Origin of the sequence: Limnohabitans sp. (assembly GCF_044373035.1) — a bacterium.
GTDB lineage: Bacteria > Pseudomonadota > Gammaproteobacteria > Burkholderiales > Burkholderiaceae_C > Limnohabitans_A.
This window is the reverse complement of the sequence record NZ_JBILQU010000028.1, coordinates 1-15,178: the sequence shown is the minus strand read 5'-3', so window position 1 is coordinate 15,178 and position 15,178 is coordinate 1. Positions and strand designations below refer to the sequence as shown.

The 15,178-nt window shown below is 59.2% G+C and carries 17 protein-coding genes; 15 read left to right on the top strand and 2 right to left on the bottom strand.

Going from position 1 to position 15,178, the window contains the following annotated elements:
- Positions 1-32 precede the first annotated feature (32 nt).
- From ACIQ47_RS06380 to ACIQ47_RS06365, 4 genes are read left to right on the top strand one after another with little or no spacing between them, the layout of a single operon-like run.
- The gene (locus ACIQ47_RS06380; RefSeq protein WP_396437357.1) at positions 33-1,034 is read left to right on the top strand and encodes an RluA family pseudouridine synthase; all 1,002 of its coding nucleotides are present in this window, start codon (positions 33-35) and stop codon (positions 1,032-1,034) included.
- On the top strand, positions 1,006-1,674 hold the full coding sequence (locus tag ACIQ47_RS06375) for an HAD family hydrolase (RefSeq protein WP_396437345.1): 669 nt from the start codon (positions 1,006-1,008) through the stop codon (positions 1,672-1,674). The genes ACIQ47_RS06380 and ACIQ47_RS06375 overlap by 29 nt, the downstream gene beginning before the upstream one ends.
- Positions 1,675-1,688: 14 nt before the next feature.
- A complete protein-coding gene (locus tag ACIQ47_RS06370; protein WP_396437344.1) occupies positions 1,689-2,054 on the top strand; it encodes a Rieske (2Fe-2S) protein in 366 nt (121 codons plus the stop codon).
- A gap of 2 nt (positions 2,055-2,056) precedes the next feature.
- Positions 2,057-3,052, top strand: a complete 996-nt coding sequence (locus tag ACIQ47_RS06365) for a S49 family peptidase (protein ID WP_396437343.1) — start codon at positions 2,057-2,059, stop codon at positions 3,050-3,052.
- Between the two features lie 21 nt (positions 3,053-3,073).
- On the opposite strand, the gene ACIQ47_RS06360 is transcribed toward ACIQ47_RS06365, so the two are convergent.
- Both ACIQ47_RS06360 and ACIQ47_RS06355 read right to left on the bottom strand, forming a co-directional pair.
- Complete coding sequence (locus ACIQ47_RS06360) at positions 3,074-3,847, bottom strand: SAM-dependent methyltransferase (RefSeq protein ID WP_396437342.1); 774 nt, start codon at positions 3,845-3,847, stop codon at positions 3,074-3,076.
- Entirely contained in the window at positions 3,844-4,443 is a 600-nt protein-coding gene (locus ACIQ47_RS06355; RefSeq protein ID WP_396437341.1) for a Maf family nucleotide pyrophosphatase, read from the bottom strand. Before ACIQ47_RS06355 ends, ACIQ47_RS06360 begins: the two co-directional genes overlap by 4 nt.
- Before the next feature lie 62 nt (positions 4,444-4,505).
- On the opposite strand from ACIQ47_RS06355, the gene ACIQ47_RS06350 reads away from it, so the two are divergent.
- The 11 genes from ACIQ47_RS06350 to lepA all read left to right on the top strand — a co-directional run.
- Positions 4,506-5,054, top strand: a complete 549-nt coding sequence (locus ACIQ47_RS06350) for a YceD family protein (protein WP_396437340.1) — start codon at positions 4,506-4,508, stop codon at positions 5,052-5,054.
- Between the two features lie 140 nt (positions 5,055-5,194).
- Positions 5,195-5,377, top strand: a complete 183-nt coding sequence (rpmF, locus tag ACIQ47_RS06345) for a 50S ribosomal protein L32 (protein WP_396437339.1) — start codon at positions 5,195-5,197, stop codon at positions 5,375-5,377.
- Between the two features lie 113 nt (positions 5,378-5,490).
- Positions 5,491-6,555, top strand: coding sequence for a phosphate acyltransferase PlsX (gene plsX, locus ACIQ47_RS06340; protein ID WP_396437338.1), 1,065 nt, complete (start codon positions 5,491-5,493; stop codon positions 6,553-6,555).
- Positions 6,552-7,529: a beta-ketoacyl-ACP synthase III gene (locus tag ACIQ47_RS06335; protein ID WP_396437337.1), complete on the top strand. Its 978-nt coding sequence runs from the start codon at positions 6,552-6,554 to the stop codon at positions 7,527-7,529. Before plsX ends, ACIQ47_RS06335 begins: the two co-directional genes overlap by 4 nt.
- Before the next feature lie 84 nt (positions 7,530-7,613).
- Complete coding sequence (gene fabD / locus ACIQ47_RS06330) at positions 7,614-8,564, top strand: ACP S-malonyltransferase (protein WP_396437336.1); 951 nt, start codon at positions 7,614-7,616, stop codon at positions 8,562-8,564.
- A complete protein-coding gene (gene fabG, locus ACIQ47_RS06325; RefSeq protein ID WP_396437335.1) occupies positions 8,561-9,304 on the top strand; it encodes a 3-oxoacyl-ACP reductase FabG in 744 nt (247 codons plus the stop codon). The genes fabD and fabG overlap by 4 nt, the downstream gene beginning before the upstream one ends.
- Before the next feature lie 74 nt (positions 9,305-9,378).
- Positions 9,379-9,615 carry an acyl carrier protein gene (acpP, locus tag ACIQ47_RS06320; protein WP_019427049.1) on the top strand — a complete coding sequence of 79 codons (237 nt, stop codon included), beginning with the start codon at positions 9,379-9,381 and terminating at the stop codon, positions 9,613-9,615.
- Positions 9,616-9,621: 6 nt separating this feature from the next.
- Entirely contained in the window at positions 9,622-10,866 is a 1,245-nt protein-coding gene (gene fabF, locus ACIQ47_RS06315) for a beta-ketoacyl-ACP synthase II (RefSeq protein WP_396437334.1), read from the top strand.
- A 25-nt stretch (positions 10,867-10,891) separates the two neighbouring features.
- Positions 10,892-11,386 carry a hypothetical protein gene (locus ACIQ47_RS06310; RefSeq protein WP_396437333.1) on the top strand — a complete coding sequence of 165 codons (495 nt, stop codon included), beginning with the start codon at positions 10,892-10,894 and terminating at the stop codon, positions 11,384-11,386.
- Positions 11,387-11,537: 151 nt separating this feature from the next.
- The gene (locus tag ACIQ47_RS06305) at positions 11,538-12,932 is read left to right on the top strand and encodes a DegQ family serine endoprotease (protein WP_396437356.1); all 1,395 of its coding nucleotides are present in this window, start codon (positions 11,538-11,540) and stop codon (positions 12,930-12,932) included.
- A 492-nt stretch (positions 12,933-13,424) separates the two neighbouring features.
- On the top strand, positions 13,425-15,178 hold a 1,754-nt coding region (gene lepA / locus ACIQ47_RS06300), incomplete at its 3' end, for a translation elongation factor 4 (protein ID WP_396437332.1).

Below are 15,178 nucleotides of genomic sequence, written 5' to 3'. Positions count from 1 at the left end.
CATTTGAATCAACCACTTACAGCCAATTGCCAGTGAATCACATTATAGGGGTCAAGTCCGCTGCTGCGACGCCCGCCGTCAAATGGTTGTTGGTGGACGAAGAGTCGGCTGGCCAGCGATTGGACAACTTTTTGATGCGTCACTTGAAGGGCGTGCCTAAAACCCACGTCTACCGCATCATCCGCAGCGGTGAGGTGCGCATCAACAAGGGCCGCGCTGATGCTGATACGCGGGTCCAAAACGGCGACGAGGTGCGTCTGCCGCCTGTGCGCGTGTCCGACAAGGTGGCAGAAAAAGCTGAGCGCCCGGCGCCAGGGCGCGAATTTCCCCTGCTGCTGGAAGACGACAGCCTGATGGCCATCGACAAGCCTGCCGGGGTGGCTGTTCACGGAGGATCTGGCGTGAGCTTTGGGGTGATCGAGCAATTGCGCCGGGCGCGCCCAGAGGCCAAGTTGCTGGAGCTGGTGCACCGATTGGACCGCGACACCAGCGGCATTTTGCTGGTGGCCAAAAAGCGCAGCGCCTTAAAGCACCTGCAAGAACAGTTTCGTGAGCGCGAGACTGGCAAGACCTATTTGGCGCTGGTCAAGGGCGACTGGCCAGACAAAGTGAAGGTGATTGACGAGCCTTTGCATAAATTTCTTTTGCCCGACGGTGAGCGCCGCGTTCGGGTGACCACAGCCGAAGACCCTGACGGCATGCGGTCGATCACCCTGGTCAAGGTGGCGCAGCGCCTGCAGGGCGCCACGCTGCTGGAGGTGACCATCAAGACCGGGCGCACCCACCAGATCCGGGTGCACCTGGCTTCGCAAGGACACCCGATTGCGGGGGATGACAAATACGGTGATTTCGAGTGGAATCGCCAGTTGCTCAAACCCGGGGCCCGTGTGGGTCTCAAACGCATGTTTTTGCACGCCTGGCGCTTGCAGTTCAACCATCCGGTGACGGACGAGCGTGTGGCCTTGCAAGCCGATTTACCCCCTGAATTGAAAGCCTACATCGACCATGCCCCACACCAAACCCCGCCAGTTTGACCTGATCGCTTTTGATTGGGATGGCACGCTGTTCGACTCTACCGCCTTGATCACCCGTTGCATCCAGCGCGCCGTGGTGGATGTGGGCGGGCAAGAGCCCACCCGCGAAGCCGCTTCTTATGTGATCGGCTTGTCGCTCTTGCCCGCGCTGGCCCATGCCGCGCCCGATGTGCCCCAGGACAAATACCCGGCTTTGGGGGAGCGTTACCGCCACCATTACTTGCAGCACCAAAATGACATCAGCCTGTTTGAAGGTGTGCTGGATTTGTTGGACGCCCTCAAGGCGCGGCACCACTGGCTGACGGTGGCCACCGGCAAAAGTCGCCATGGCCTGAACGAGTCCTTGCAGGCGGTCGAGTTGCGCGGCGTGTTCGATGGCTCGCGTACGGCCGATGAGACAGCGGGCAAACCCAACCCCTTGATGCTGCACGAGTTGATGCGCGAGTTCGGCGCAGAGCCCGAGCGCACCTTGATGATTGGCGACACCACGCACGACCTTCAGATGGCGCTGAATGCTGGGTGTGCCAGTGTGGGCGTGAGTTATGGGGCCCACGAGCCCGAGGCCTTTCATGTGCTTCAACCGCGCCACGTGGCCCACAGCGTGCGTGATTTGCATGACTGGTTGTTGCAACACGCTTGAAACAAGGATCGCAGATGGAGTCCATGGTCCCTTTGTGCAACAGCGCCGACCTGGTCAATGGTGGGCGAGCTGTGCCTTTTGACATCGTGTATGCCGGGCAGACTTGCCGAGCTTTTGCCATCCGTTACCAAGACCAGGTGCATGCCTACCTGAACCGCTGTACCCATGTGGCGATGGAGATGGACTACCAGCCCGACCGGTTTTATGACGACACGGGACGGTGGCTCATGTGTGCCACGCACGGCGCCACGTACCAACCGCATACTGGCGCGTGTTCGGGCGGCCCCTGCCGGGGTGGACTGGTCAAAATAGACCTTTCAGAGCTGGACGGCGTGGTTCACTGGCATACTGCCTACAACTTGAAAACCCTTGAATTTTGAACATGCAAGACCCCCAAGACCACGCGTCCGCCTCAGCCTCCCAAGAAACAGCCAAAGTCACATCGAGCACCGATGTGGGGTGGGAGCGCCAGACTTTGGAGCGCTTGGCCTTTGCCAATTTGGATGAACAGAAAACCGCCCGCCGCTGGAAGGTGGGCATACGCTTGGCTTGGTTGGTACTTTTGGTCGTGGTTTTTTGGCAGCTGTTCAGTTACAGGTCGACCACCATCAACCCGAGCTTGCCGCACACGGCCATGGTTTCCATCGTGGGAGAAATTGGTTCTGAAACCGAAGCGAGTGCCGAAAACGTGATGTCCTCCATGCGCTTGGCTCTGGAAGATTCAGGCTCCAAGGCGTTGGTTTTGCTCATCAATTCTCCCGGTGGAAGTCCGGTTCAGGCGGGCCTGATCAACGATGAGATTGTTCGTTTGCGGGCTTTGCACAACAAACCCATCTATGCTGTGGTGGAAGAGTCCTGCGCGTCAGCCGCCTACTACATTGCGGCGGCGGCAGACCAAATCTATGTCGACAAAGCCAGCATTGTGGGCAGCATTGGTGTGCTGATGGACGGATTCGGGTTCACTGATCTCATGAACAAGTTGGGCGTGGAGCGTCGCTTGATGACGGCGGGTGCCAATAAGGGTTTTCTGGACCCGTTCAGCCCACAAACCGAGCCTCAGCGCAAGCACGCCCAAGCGATGCTGGACCAAATTCACTCGCAGTTCATTGAGGTGGTGAAGAAAGGCCGAGGTGATCGCTTAAAAGAAACCCCGGAGATGTTCAGTGGCTTGTTTTGGAGTGGCCAGCAGGCGGTGGACCTGGGTTTGGCCGACAGCTTGGGCAGCCTGGACGGGGTTGCCCGTGAAGTGGTCAAGGCGCCAGATGTGATTGATTACACGCAGCGTGAAAACGTGGCCGAGCGTTTGGTCAAGCGCTTTGGCGCGGCGGTAGGCGAGGGCTCGGTCCGCGCCCTGCGCAACAGCACTGGTTTGCGCTGAGCCGCCAGGCCCTCCGGGGCTTTACGGCCCGATGGCGTAAACCGCGGGCGTGTGTCCATCAGGGCCCTTCAGGCCCTTTTTCCATTGCGCGACGGTGTGGCTCTGAATATGCGCGCAAGGCAGCGTCAAGCCGCTTGATATGGCCAAGCGCGTATTGGCGTTCAGGCTCTGCAGCAGGCCGCCCAGCATGGCCGCGTTGCGGTAAGGGGTTTCGATCCACAACTGGGTTTGCCCGGTTTTGAGCGCCAACGACTCCAGTTGTTTCAGGCGGGCAGCTCGCTCGGCCGCGTCTTGAGGCAAGTAACCCACAAAGGCGAAGTTCTGGCCATTGAGGCCGCTGGCGGATAAGGCCAAGAGCAAAGACACTGGTCCGACCATAGGCACCACGGCTAAGCCCAGATCGTGTGCAGCCCGCACCACCGAACTGCCCGGGTCCGCCACGGCGGGCATGCCCGCTTCGCTCACCAGTCCCACATCGTGCCCTTGCAAGGCGGCGGCCAGCAGCGGTTTGCCGTCAAAGCCCGATTGGTGGTCGCCTTTTTTGTGCACATGGCGGGGTAATTCGGTGATGCTTTGTTCGGGCAGGGGGGCGATCAGCGGATGCGTTTGACCCACGCGCTTGAGGAAGGCGCGGGTGCTCTTGGCGTTCTCGCAGACCCAATGCTGGATGCTTGCGGCGGTGGCCAGCGTGCGGGTGGGCAGCACATCGGTGATGGGGGCTTGCTCGGTGCAGCCGAAGTCCAGTGGCGTGGGCACTAAAAACAGGCGACCTTTGAGTGATTTGGGCGCGTTCACAGCAGTTTCACCCCGGCTTGGCGCAGCAAACGCGCGGTGCGGATCAGCGGCAACCCAACCAGGGCAGTCGGGTCGTCGTTGTCGATGGATTCCAGCAACGCAATCCCCAAACCCTCGCTTTTGGCGCTGCCTGCGCAGTCGTAGGGTTGTTCGGCTTGCAAATACGCCTCGATCTCTTCGTTGCTGAGATCGCGAAACACCACGCGGACCTCAGCCAAGTCCACTTCTTCAAAGCCTGTGGCCAGGCAGACCACGGCCAGCGCGGTTTGAAAGATCACCGTCTGGCCGCGCATCTGGCGCAGCTGCGCCACGGCACGCGCGTGTTTGCCTGGCTTGCCCAGGGGTTGGCCCGCTAAATCGGCCACCTGGTCCGAGCCAATCACCACCGCCTCGGGGTGCAAAGCTGCTACGGCCCGGGCTTTGGCCAGGGCCAGCCGCAGGGCCAAGGCCTGAGGCGCTTCCCCCGGCTGGGGTGTTTCGTCCACATCGGGCGCGCTCACTGAGAATGGGATCCGCAGGCGCTCGAGCAGCTCACGCCGGTAACGCGAGCTTGAGCCCAGCACCACTGGGCGGTCGGGGGGGGCAGAGGGGGTCAAGATCGAGGTCAAAGCGCTGGCCCTGGTGAAATTCAGATGGGTGATTCTCTTACACTGCAGCCATGGAAAAAAAATTGAACCCCCAACACCTGGCTGTGGTGACTTTTGCCCGCGACTCACTCAGTCTGAATGGGCAAGGCGTGCTGGCCGATTGGCCGCGATTGGCGCAGGAATTGTTCGGCAGTGACATGCCATCGGGGCCGGTGACTTGGCAACTGCAAGGTCGATCGGTCCCACAATCGGGCGGCGCTGACCAGATCTGGCTGGATTTGAAAGCGCTGGTGAATTTGCCCCTGCAATGCCAGCGCTGCCTGAAGCCGGTGCTGGAGACGGTGCAGGCCGAACGAAGTTTCCGTTTTGTCGCCGATGAAGCCACAGCGACGGCGCTGGACGATGAGGCTGAAGAAGACATTTTGGTGATCAGCCACGACTTTGACGCGCTGGCATTGATCGAAGATGAATTGATTTTGTCCTTGCCCCTGGTGCCTTTGCACGAGGAGTGCCCCGAAGCGATGCCAATGTCTGTTGCGGACCCTGAATTTGAAAATGCAGCGCAGCGACCCAACCCCTTTGGGGTTCTTGCGGGTCTAAAAACAGACAAGTCCACTTGATGAGGTCATCAGTCTGAATCCCATCAGGCCCAGCTTGGGTTATACTCCACGGCTTCGCCCAGTACTTACGGGTGACACTCTCATCAACCAGAAGCTGCGTTTTCATTGGCGCGGCCTCCACAAGCTTTCAAGGAGCCATCATGGCCGTTCAGCAAAATAAAAAATCGCCTTCCAAGCGCGGAATGCACCGTTCGCACAATGCACTGAATGTGCCAGGCATTGCGGTTGAACCCACAACAGGCGAAACACACCTGCGTCACCACATCAGCCCCAACGGTTTCTACCGTGGCCGCCAAGTGCTGAAGAACAAGTCAGAAGATTGATCGGCTTCAGCCCCTAAGCCTCAAGAGGCCCGGCGCTACTTTTTTGAGTGGCCTCGGGCTTTTGTTTTTGTGGCTTTTGCTTTGCATTGCCCGGTTTTCAGCCCAAGGATTCCATGACCTCGCCCACCCCGATCACTCTGGCTGTCGATTGCATGGGCGGCGACCACGGCCCCCGCGTCACGCTGGCGGCCTGTCGACGTTTTCTGTCAACACACTCGGATGCCCGCCTCTTGCTGGTGGGCCGGGCAGATGAACTCGCTGGTTTTGCCGATCCCCGAGCCGAGGTGGTGGGGGCCACCGAAGTGGTGGAGTCGGACGACTCGCTCGAAGTGGCTTTGCGCAAGAAAAAAGACTCCTCCATGCGTGTGGCCATTGAGCAGGTTCGCGATGGCAAGGCTGCAGCCGCTGTCTCGGCGGGCAACACGGGCGCCTTGATGGCCATTGCCCGGTACGTGCTCAAAACCATGGACGGCATTGACCGTCCAGCCATCGCGGGGCAGATGCCCAACTTCAAGGGCGGCGGAACCACCATGCTCGATTTGGGCGCTAATGTGGATTGCACGCCCGAGCATTTGCTCCAATTTGCCGTCATGGGCTCAGCCTTGGTCTCTGTGCTGCAAAACAAGGATCAACCTTCGGTCGGCTTGCTCAACATTGGCGAAGAGGCCATCAAAGGCAATGAAGTCATCAAAAAAACAGGCGAATTGCTGCGTTCTGCAGGTAACTCCGGGGATTTGAATTTTCATGGCAATGTTGAAGGCAACGACATTTTCAAGGGCACTGTGGACATTGTGGTTTGCGATGGCTTTGTAGGCAACGTGGCGCTGAAGGCGAGCGAAGGCCTGGCCACCATGATCGGTGGTTTTTTGAAAAATGAGTTTTCTCGCAACATTTTCACCAAAATAGTTGCGATTTTGGCTTATCCGGTGCTATTTGCATTTAAAAAGCGCGTCGACCACCGCCGATACAACGGCGCAGCCTTGCTGGGTTTGCGAGGCCTGGTGTTCAAGAGCCACGGATCGGCAGACGAGATCGCTTTCGAGACTGCCCTGAACCGGGCTTATGATGCAGGCCGAAACCAATTGCTGGACCGCGTTCGTGAGCGCATCGCCCATGCCGCTCCTTTGTTGATGGGTGTGCAGGCCGAGCGGGCAGAACCAGTGGTCACACCCCTATGAGAATTTATTCACGCATCATTGGCACCGGCAGCTACCTGCCTGAAAAACGCCTGAGCAACGCCGACCTGGCCGCAGAGTTGGCCTTGCAAGGGGTTGAAACTTCCGACGACTGGATTGTTGAGCGCACGGGTATACGTGCCCGGCATTTCGCAGCCGACGAGCAAGGCTGCAGCGATCTGGCCACACAAGCCGCCCGCAAAGCTTTGGATGCTGCCGGCTTGTCAGCGAGCGACATCGACCTGATCATTGTGGGCACGTCCACACCCGACATGGTGTTCCCTTCGGTGGCGACCATGGTTCAGCACAAACTGGGCGCAGCAGGTTGCCCTGCGTTTGACGTCCAGGCCGTATGCAGTGGCTTCATTTATGCGCTGACGGTGGCTGACGCCATGATCCAGACCGGATCAGCGAAACGGGCGCTGGTCATTGGCGCAGAAATTTTCAGCCGCATCCTGGACTTCAAAGACAGAACCACTTGTGTGTTGTTCGGTGACGGTGCAGGCGCGGTCGTGCTTGAAGCGTCTGAACTGCCCGGTATTTTGGCGACCGATTTGCACGCTGATGGCAAGTACAAAGACATTTTGTGCGTACCGGGGCACGTCAACCGGGGCGGCATTTTGGGCGATCCCGTGCTCAAGATGGACGGCCAGGCCGTGTTCAAACTCGCGGTGGGCGTGCTGGACGAAACCGCTCGCGCCAGCTTGGCCAAGGCCCACTTGACCGAAGCCGACATCGACTGGCTGATCCCGCACCAAGCCAACATCCGCATCATGCAAAGCACTGCCAAAAAGCTCAAGATGGACGCTGACAAGGTGGTGGTGACGGTCGATCAGCATGGCAACACCTCGGCCGCCTCGATTCCGCTGGCGCTGGACAGCGCCGTGCGCGACGGGCGCATCCAGCGTGGCCAGACCCTCATGCTCGAAGGCGTGGGTGGCGGCTTCACTTGGGGCTCAGTCCTCTTGCGTTATTGATGGCTTTGTCAGACCCGGGTCAGTGATGCACGGCATGCCCCATTTCACTTTCTCGGATTCTTAACAGATACCCAAAATTTGAACATGACCTCATTTGCTTTTGTTTTTCCCGGTCAGGGCTCCCAATCGGTGGGCATGTTGGACGCCTGGGGCGACCACCCTGTGGTGCTCGAAACCCTCCAAGAAGCGTCTGACGCCTTGGGCGAAGACATCGCCCAACTGATCCATGAAGGCCCCAAAGAAGCATTGGCCATGACCACCAACACCCAACCGGTGATGCTGGTGTCGGCGGTGGCGGCTTACCGTGCTTGGCTGGCAGAAGGTGGCGCCAAGCCGTCGGTGGTGGCCGGTCACTCATTGGGCGAGTACAGCGCCCTGGTGGCTTCGTGTGTGTTGACACTGGCGCAAGCGGCCCCCTTGGTGCGCCTTCGCGCCGCTGCCATGCAAGAAGCTGTGCCCGTGGGCGTCGGGGCCATGGCCGCTATTTTGGGTTTGGCCTCAGACAAAGTCATTGCCGGCTGCCAGGAGGCGCAAGCCACTTTCCCGGCAGGCAGCGCCGAAGTGGTGCAAGCTGCGAACTTCAACGACGCGGCGCAAACCGTGATCGCCGGCAGCAAAGCCGCCGTGGACAAAGCCTGCGAAGTGCTCAAAGGCATGGGTGCCAAGCGCGCGCTGATCTTGCCCGTGTCGGCCCCTTTTCACTCGAGTTTGATGAAGCCTGCAGCTGAAAAGCTGCGCGAAAAATTGGCCACCTTGGCCTTGGGTGTGCCGCAGATCCCGGTGCTCAACAACATCGACGTGGCCATCGAAACAGACCCCGACCGCATCCGCGATGCGCTGTACCGTCAGGCCTTTGGTCCGGTGCGCTGGGTCGAATGCGTTCAGGCCATCAAGGCCCGTGGCGTGAGCACCCTGGTCGAGTGCGGCCCAGGCAAAGTGCTGGCAGGCATGACCAAGCGCATCGACGCTGAATTGAACGGTGTGGCGGTATACGACCCCGCCACCTTGGCCGAAGTGAAAGGATTCCTCGCATGAGCGACACTCAAAAGCAAATTGCACTGGTGACAGGTGCATCTCGTGGCATTGGGGCATCGATTGCCCTGCATCTGGCCCAGCAAGGTTTTGTGGTCATTGGCACCGCCACCAGCGATGACGGTGCTGCCAAGATCAGCCAGGCCCTGTCGGCTTTCCCTGGCAGCCGGGGTGCCAATCTGAACGTGAACGATGCCGACGCTGGCGTTGCCCTGATCGACGCCATCGTCCAAGAGCACGGCGGCTTGCAGGTGCTGGTCAACAACGCGGGCATCACCCGCGACTCCTTGGCCATGCGCATGAAGGACGACGATTGGGATGCGGTGCTCGACACCAACCTCAGGGCAGTTTTCCGCATGAGCCGAGCCGTGATGCGCCCCATGATGAAGCAGCGCTATGGCCGCATCATCAGCATCACCAGCGTGGTGGGCGCATCGGGCAATCCAGGTCAAGCCAATTACGCCGCTGCCAAGGCGGGTGTCGCGGGCATGACCCGCGCGCTGGCCCGCGAGTTGGGTAGTCGGGGCATCACCGTCAACTGTGTGGCCCCTGGTTTCATTGAAACCGACATGACCGCCAAACTGCCCGAGGCGCAACAAAAAGCCTTGTTGGGCCAGATTCCTCTGGGCCATCTGGGCCAACCCGATGACATTGCGCATGCCGTGGCCTATTTGGCCGGAACGCATGCTGGCTACGTCACCGGACAAGAATTGCATGTCAATGGTGGCATGTTCATGGCCTGATTCACTGGCCGTTTGGCGAAACCGCCTTGCGGACGGGTAAAATCTTCATTTTTCACAACCCTCAGAGGGACCCCATGAGCGATATCGAAGCACGTGTCAAGAAAATCATTGCTGAGCAACTCGGCGTTGAAGAGTCACAAGTCACCAACGAAAAAGCCTTCGTGGCCGATCTGGGTGCCGACTCCCTGGACACGGTGGAACTGGTGATGGCACTCGAAGACGAGTTCGGCATCGAAATTCCTGACGAAGACGCAGAAAAAATCACCACGGTGCAAGCTGCGATCGACTACGCCCAAAGCAAGAAGGCCTGATCGACGATGACCCGGCGCCGCGTTGTAGTCACGGGTTTGGGATGCGTTAGCCCCGTGGGCAACACGGTGTCTGAGGCATGGTCCAACCTGCTTGCCGGCCAGTCCGGCATTGGCCCCATCACCCGATTTGACGCTTCGGCGATGTCTTGCCGGATCGTGGGTGAAGTCAAGAATTTTGACCTCGACTCCTACATCTCCGCCAAAGAGGCGCGGACGATGGACCGATTCATCCATTACGGCATTGCTGCAGCGGCTCAGGCAATTCAAGACGCCGGTTTGCCATCAGGCGACGCGCTGGGTGAAGAAGAGGCTTGCCGCACCGGGGTCGTGATCGGTTCGGGCATTGGCGGCTTGCCGCTGATCGAAGACACCCACATCGAGTACGTGGCGCGAGGCCCGCGCCGCATCTCCCCATTTTTTGTACCGGCCTCGATCATCAACATGATTTCCGGCCATGTGTCGATGCGCCATGGCTACAAAGGCCCGAATCTGGCCGTGGTCACAGCTTGCACCACCGGTTTGCACAGCATTGGCGAAGCTGGTCGCTTGATCGAATACGGCGATGCCGACGTGATGATCGCAGGCGGTTCTGAAGGCACCGTGTCCCCACTGGGTGTGGGTGGCTTTGCCGCCATGCGCGCCTTGTCGACCCGCAACGACGATCCTACCGCAGCCTCCCGTCCTTGGGACAAAGACCGAGATGGTTTTGTGCTGGGCGAAGGCGCGGGTGTCATGGTGCTCGAAGAGTACGAACACGCCAAAGCCCGAGGAGCAAAAATTTACGCTGAGCTGTCGGGTTATGGCATGAGTGCTGACGCGGGTCACATGACCGCGCCCAGCATGGACGGCCCCCGCCGCGCCATGGTCAACGCCATGCGCAATGCCGGTATCCATGCCGACCAGATTGACTATCTGAACGCCCACGGCACCTCCACGCCGCTGGGTGACATCAACGAAACCCAGGCCATCAAGGCGGCGTTGGGCGACCACGCCTACAAAACCGTGGTCAGCTCCACCAAGTCCATGACCGGTCACCTGTTGGGGGGCGCGGGCGGCATCGAAAGCGTGTTCACCGTGTTGGCGCTGCACCACCAAAAAGTGCCGCCTACCATCAACCTGGTCAACCCCGACCCGGAGTGCGATCTGGACTACTGCGCCAACACCGCGCGCGACCTCAAAATCGATGTGGCCCTGAAAAACAACTTCGGATTTGGCGGCACCAACGGCTCTTTGGTGTTCAAACGCCTCTGACAGTTCATCGGGCAATTTTCAAGCCATGGTCAACGCCCCGCCTGTGGTTTACCCGGTGGGGCGTTTTGCTGTAGGCCGCATTTTTCTGTTGGCCATCTGCGGGCTTTCGGCCGTGGGCATGGTCAACTGGCAAATTCAAACGCTGGTCTCAGGCCCCAAGTTGTGGGCCGGTTGGTTGATGTGGGCCACATGCGCTTTGTCCGCTGCGCTTTGGGCTCCCAGGCAAGCCCTCACCCATGGGCGTTTGGGCTGGAGCGGCGAAGCCTGGTTTTGGCAAGCCGATGCAGACACGGTCGACTCGACCCAGGCCGTAGCCGTCTCGGTGGGCCTAGACACCGGCCAAGGCCTGTTGTTGTGGGTCCAGCCACTGGATGAGCGAGGCCGTGCGCAGGGTCTGCGGACCAGCGCCTGGTTACAGTCGGGCGCGATGCCCTCAAAGTGGCACGGATTTAGATGCGCTGTATATTCGCGCCCGAAGACGATGGCGCTGTCTGACGGGAGATCGCAAGAGGGTGTTTGAGGTGGCTTGAAATGTCCGCTTTCACCCGCATGTGTCATAGCGCTGAAATATGGTTTAGACCTAAACAAGGAGGCTTTTTGTGCTGAACAATAAATGGACGAGGACGGCCGCATCGGCCTGCATGGTCACTGCACTGCTGACAGGATGGGTCATGGTGTCCACATCTGCAGCCTTGGCGCAAGCCCCGGCTGCCGTGGTGCGTGGCTTGCCCGACTTCACCGATTTGGTGGAGCAGGTTGGGCCCTCGGTGGTGAACATCCGAACCCTTGAAAAAGCGCGCCCCAGCACGCCCGGTGCTGGTGGGCAGGACGAAGAAATGCAGGAGCTGTTCCGCCGCTTTTTTGGCGTGCCCATGCCCAACGCACCCCGCCAGAGTCCACGGCAAAACCGGCCCGAGCAAGAAGCCCAACCCCGGGGCGTGGGCTCGGGCTTCATCTTGAGTGCTGACGGTTACATCATGACCAACGCCCATGTGGTTGAGGGTGCCGATGAGGTGATGGTGACCCTGACCGACAAACGTGAATTCAAGGCGCGCATTGTGGGTGCCGACAAGCGCACCGATGTGGCGGTTGTGAAAATCCAGGCCACGGGTCTGCCCGCAGTCAAGGTGGGCGATGTCAGCCGCCTGCGTGTGGGCGAGTGGGTCATGGCCATCGGTTCGCCCTTTGGCCTGGAGAATACCGTCACGGCGGGTATTGTCAGCGCCAAGCAGCGCGATACCGGTGACTACTTGCCCTTTATTCAGACCGATGTGGCGATCAACCCCGGCAACTCGGGTGGCCCGTTGATCAACATGCGCGGTGAAGTGGTGGGCATCAACAGCCAGATTTACTCCCGCTCGGGGGGCTTCATGGGCATCTCGTTTGCCATTCCCATGGACGAGGCCATGCGGGTCAGTGAGCAGCTGAGGTCCTCGGGCCGGGTCAGTCGCGGCCGCATTGGGGTTCAAATTGCGCCAGTGACCAAAGAGGTGGCCGAGTCCATTGGTTTGGGCAAAGCGCAAGGCGTGTTGGTGCGCGGCGTGGAAGAAGGTTCGCCTGCCGAAAAAGCGGGTATCGAGGCGGGTGACATCATCACCCGTTTTGATGGCAAGCCGATTGAAAAACCCGCTGATTTGCCGCGCGCGGTGGGCAACACGAAACCCGGAAGCCAAGTGGCGCTGACGGTGTTCCGCCGAGGCGCAACCCAGGACCTGAAGGTCACGGTGGCCGAAATCGAGCCAGAAAAAGTGGCTACGGCTGCACCCGAGAAAAAAGCCCCGCCGGTCAAGATCGCCCACTTGGGCCTGAGCTTGAGTGACTTGAGCGAGGCCCAAAAGAAAGAAGCGCGTGTTCGTGCTGGTGTGCGGGTCGACGCCGCAGTGGAAGCAGCAGCACGGGCAGGCATTCGCGAGGGCGACCTGATCTTGGCCGTGGCCAACACCGACGTCAGCTCGGTGCAGGTGTTTGAATCGCTGATGTCGCGCATTGACAAGACCCGGCCGGTCAGTGTTCTGATTCGCCGGGGTGATGGGGCGCAGTACGTGCTGATTCGGCCTGCTCCTTGATGGTTTGCAAGCCTGGCAACCCTGAAACCCCTGTGGTTTTGGGGTTGTTGGGTCCAAACGTCATTTTTTAGGAGAGCGGGGCAGCGGTCGAAAATATTTGTAAAGTTTGTATTCGCTAACATATTTGAGGTCTCATGCCGAATTTGGATAAAATAATCCGTCTTGAACCGCCATTCATGGCATATAGAGCAGGTCTAGATTCACCATGCGGGATTTGCCGCATGTGTCCACCGATGATCCACAGACAGCCCACAAGTTGTTCACCCGCTTGCAGCCTCGATTGTGGATAAGTTGTTGATAAGTTTCATGTTGCATAGCAGCAACGACCTGCCCAACCCGGTAGCGGGGCTGTGCGATTGGGCCAATTTGCCTACAATGAACTCCCAACTATCGCAGTTGCCATTGATTGTTGGTTCAGGGCGCGTCACCACCAGACGCGCCCTTTTTTCTTTTCCGGATCGTTGATCCACAAACACTTGCAGAACTTGCTTGATGAATCACATCAGAAATTTTTCGATCATTGCCCACATCGACCATGGCAAATCCACGCTGGCCGATCGCTTGATTCAACACTGTGGTGGCTTGGATGCGCGCGACATGCAAGCGCAGGTTTTGGACTCGATGGACATCGAAAAAGAGCGCGGCATCACCATCAAGGCGCAAACGGCGGCGCTGCAATACAAAGCCATGGATGGTCAGGTGTACAACCTCAACCTGATCGACACGCCGGGTCATGTGGACTTCTCCTATGAAGTGAGCCGCTCGTTGTCGGCCTGCGAAGGCGCTTTGCTGGTGGTCGATGCCAGCCAGGGCGTGGAAGCGCAGACCGTGGCCAACTGCTACACCGCGCTCGACTTGGGTGTGGAGGTGGTGCCTGTGCTCAACAAGATGGACCTGCCCAATGCAGATCCCGAAAACGCACGCACCGAAATTGAAGATGTGATCGGCATCGACGCGACCGATGCGATTCCTTGCTCGGCCAAGACCGGCATGGGCATCGAAGAAATCCTCGAAGCTGTGGTGGCCCGCATTCCGCCGCCCAAGGGCAACCCGGATGCGCCGCTGCGCGCCATGATCATCGACAGCTGGTTCGATACCTATGTGGGCGTTGTCATGTTGGTGCGCGTGGTCGATGGCCAGTTGCTCAAAAACGAGCGCATCCGCATGATGGCCAGCAACGCGGTTTACGAAGCGGGCAGCTTGGGGGTGTTCACCCCTGCCAACCAGCCGCGTGAAGCGCTCAAAGCGGGCGAGGTGGGTTACATCATCGCGGGCATCAAAGAGTTGCAGGCAGCCAAAGTGGGCGACACCGTCACTCTGGAAAAAAAGCTGCCCAATAACATGGGGCCAGCCACCGAAGCCTTGCCAGGCTTCAAGGAAATCCAGCCTCAAGTGTTCGCCGGTTTGTACCCCACCGAGGCCAACCAATACGACGGCCTGCGCGATGCGCTGGAAAAGCTCAAGCTCAACGATGCGTCTTTGCATTACGAGCCCGAAGTCTCGCAGGCGCTTGGCTTTGGCTTTCGTTGCGGCTTTCTGGGCTTGTTGCACATGGAAATCGTGCAAGAACGCCTCGAGCGTGAGTTTGACCAAGACCTGATCACCACCGCGCCCAGCGTGGTGTACCAAGTGGTCCAGCCGGGTGGCGAAGTCGTCATGGTGGAAAACCCCTCCAAGATGCCCGACCAAGGCAAGCTGCAAGAAATCCGCGAGCCCATCGTCACGGTTCACCTTTACATGCCGCAAGACTATGTGGGCCCGGTGATGACGCTGGCCAACTTGAAGCGGGGTGTGCAGCTCAACATGGCCTACCATGGCCGTCAGGTCATGTTGACCTACGAGATGCCTTTGGGCGAAATCGTTTTGGACTTCTTTGACAAGCTCAAATCGGTCAGTCGGGGTTATGCCTCGATGGACTACGAGTTCAAGGAGTTCCGGGCCTCTGATGTCGTGAAGGTCGATATCTTGCTCAACGGCGAGAAGGTCGATGCCTTGTCCATCATCGTGCACCGCTCACAATCACAGTACCGTGGACGTGCGGTGGTGGCCAAGATGCGTGAGATCATCAGCCGCCAGATGTTTGACGTGGCCATTCAGGCGGCCATTGGGGCCAACATCATTGCCCGTGAAAGCATCAAGGCCTTGCGCAAGAACGTGCTGGCCAAGTGCTACGGCGGCGACATTTCGCGCAAACGCAAGCTGCTCGAGAAGCAGAAAGCCGGTAAAAAGCGCATGAAACAAATTGG

Coding starts and splice junctions, on each gene's coding strand:
- ACIQ47_RS06375 (WP_396437345.1), top strand. CDS start 1,006: ATGCCCCACACCAAACCCCGCCAGTTTGACCTGATCGCTTTTGATTGG.
- ACIQ47_RS06370 (WP_396437344.1), top strand. CDS start 1,689: ATGGAGTCCATGGTCCCTTTGTGCAACAGCGCCGACCTGGTCAATGGT.
- ACIQ47_RS06365 (WP_396437343.1), top strand. CDS start 2,057: ATGCAAGACCCCCAAGACCACGCGTCCGCCTCAGCCTCCCAAGAAACA.
- ACIQ47_RS06350 (WP_396437340.1), top strand. CDS start 4,506: ATGGAAAAAAAATTGAACCCCCAACACCTGGCTGTGGTGACTTTTGCC.
- rpmF (WP_396437339.1), top strand. CDS start 5,195: ATGGCCGTTCAGCAAAATAAAAAATCGCCTTCCAAGCGCGGAATGCAC.
- plsX (WP_396437338.1), top strand. CDS start 5,491: ATGACCTCGCCCACCCCGATCACTCTGGCTGTCGATTGCATGGGCGGC.
- ACIQ47_RS06335 (WP_396437337.1), top strand. CDS start 6,552: ATGAGAATTTATTCACGCATCATTGGCACCGGCAGCTACCTGCCTGAA.
- fabD (WP_396437336.1), top strand. CDS start 7,614: ATGACCTCATTTGCTTTTGTTTTTCCCGGTCAGGGCTCCCAATCGGTG.
- fabG (WP_396437335.1), top strand. CDS start 8,561: ATGAGCGACACTCAAAAGCAAATTGCACTGGTGACAGGTGCATCTCGT.
- acpP (WP_019427049.1), top strand. CDS start 9,379: ATGAGCGATATCGAAGCACGTGTCAAGAAAATCATTGCTGAGCAACTC.
- fabF (WP_396437334.1), top strand. CDS start 9,622: ATGACCCGGCGCCGCGTTGTAGTCACGGGTTTGGGATGCGTTAGCCCC.
- ACIQ47_RS06310 (WP_396437333.1), top strand. CDS start 10,892: ATGGTCAACGCCCCGCCTGTGGTTTACCCGGTGGGGCGTTTTGCTGTA.
- ACIQ47_RS06305 (WP_396437356.1), top strand. CDS start 11,538: ATGGTGTCCACATCTGCAGCCTTGGCGCAAGCCCCGGCTGCCGTGGTG.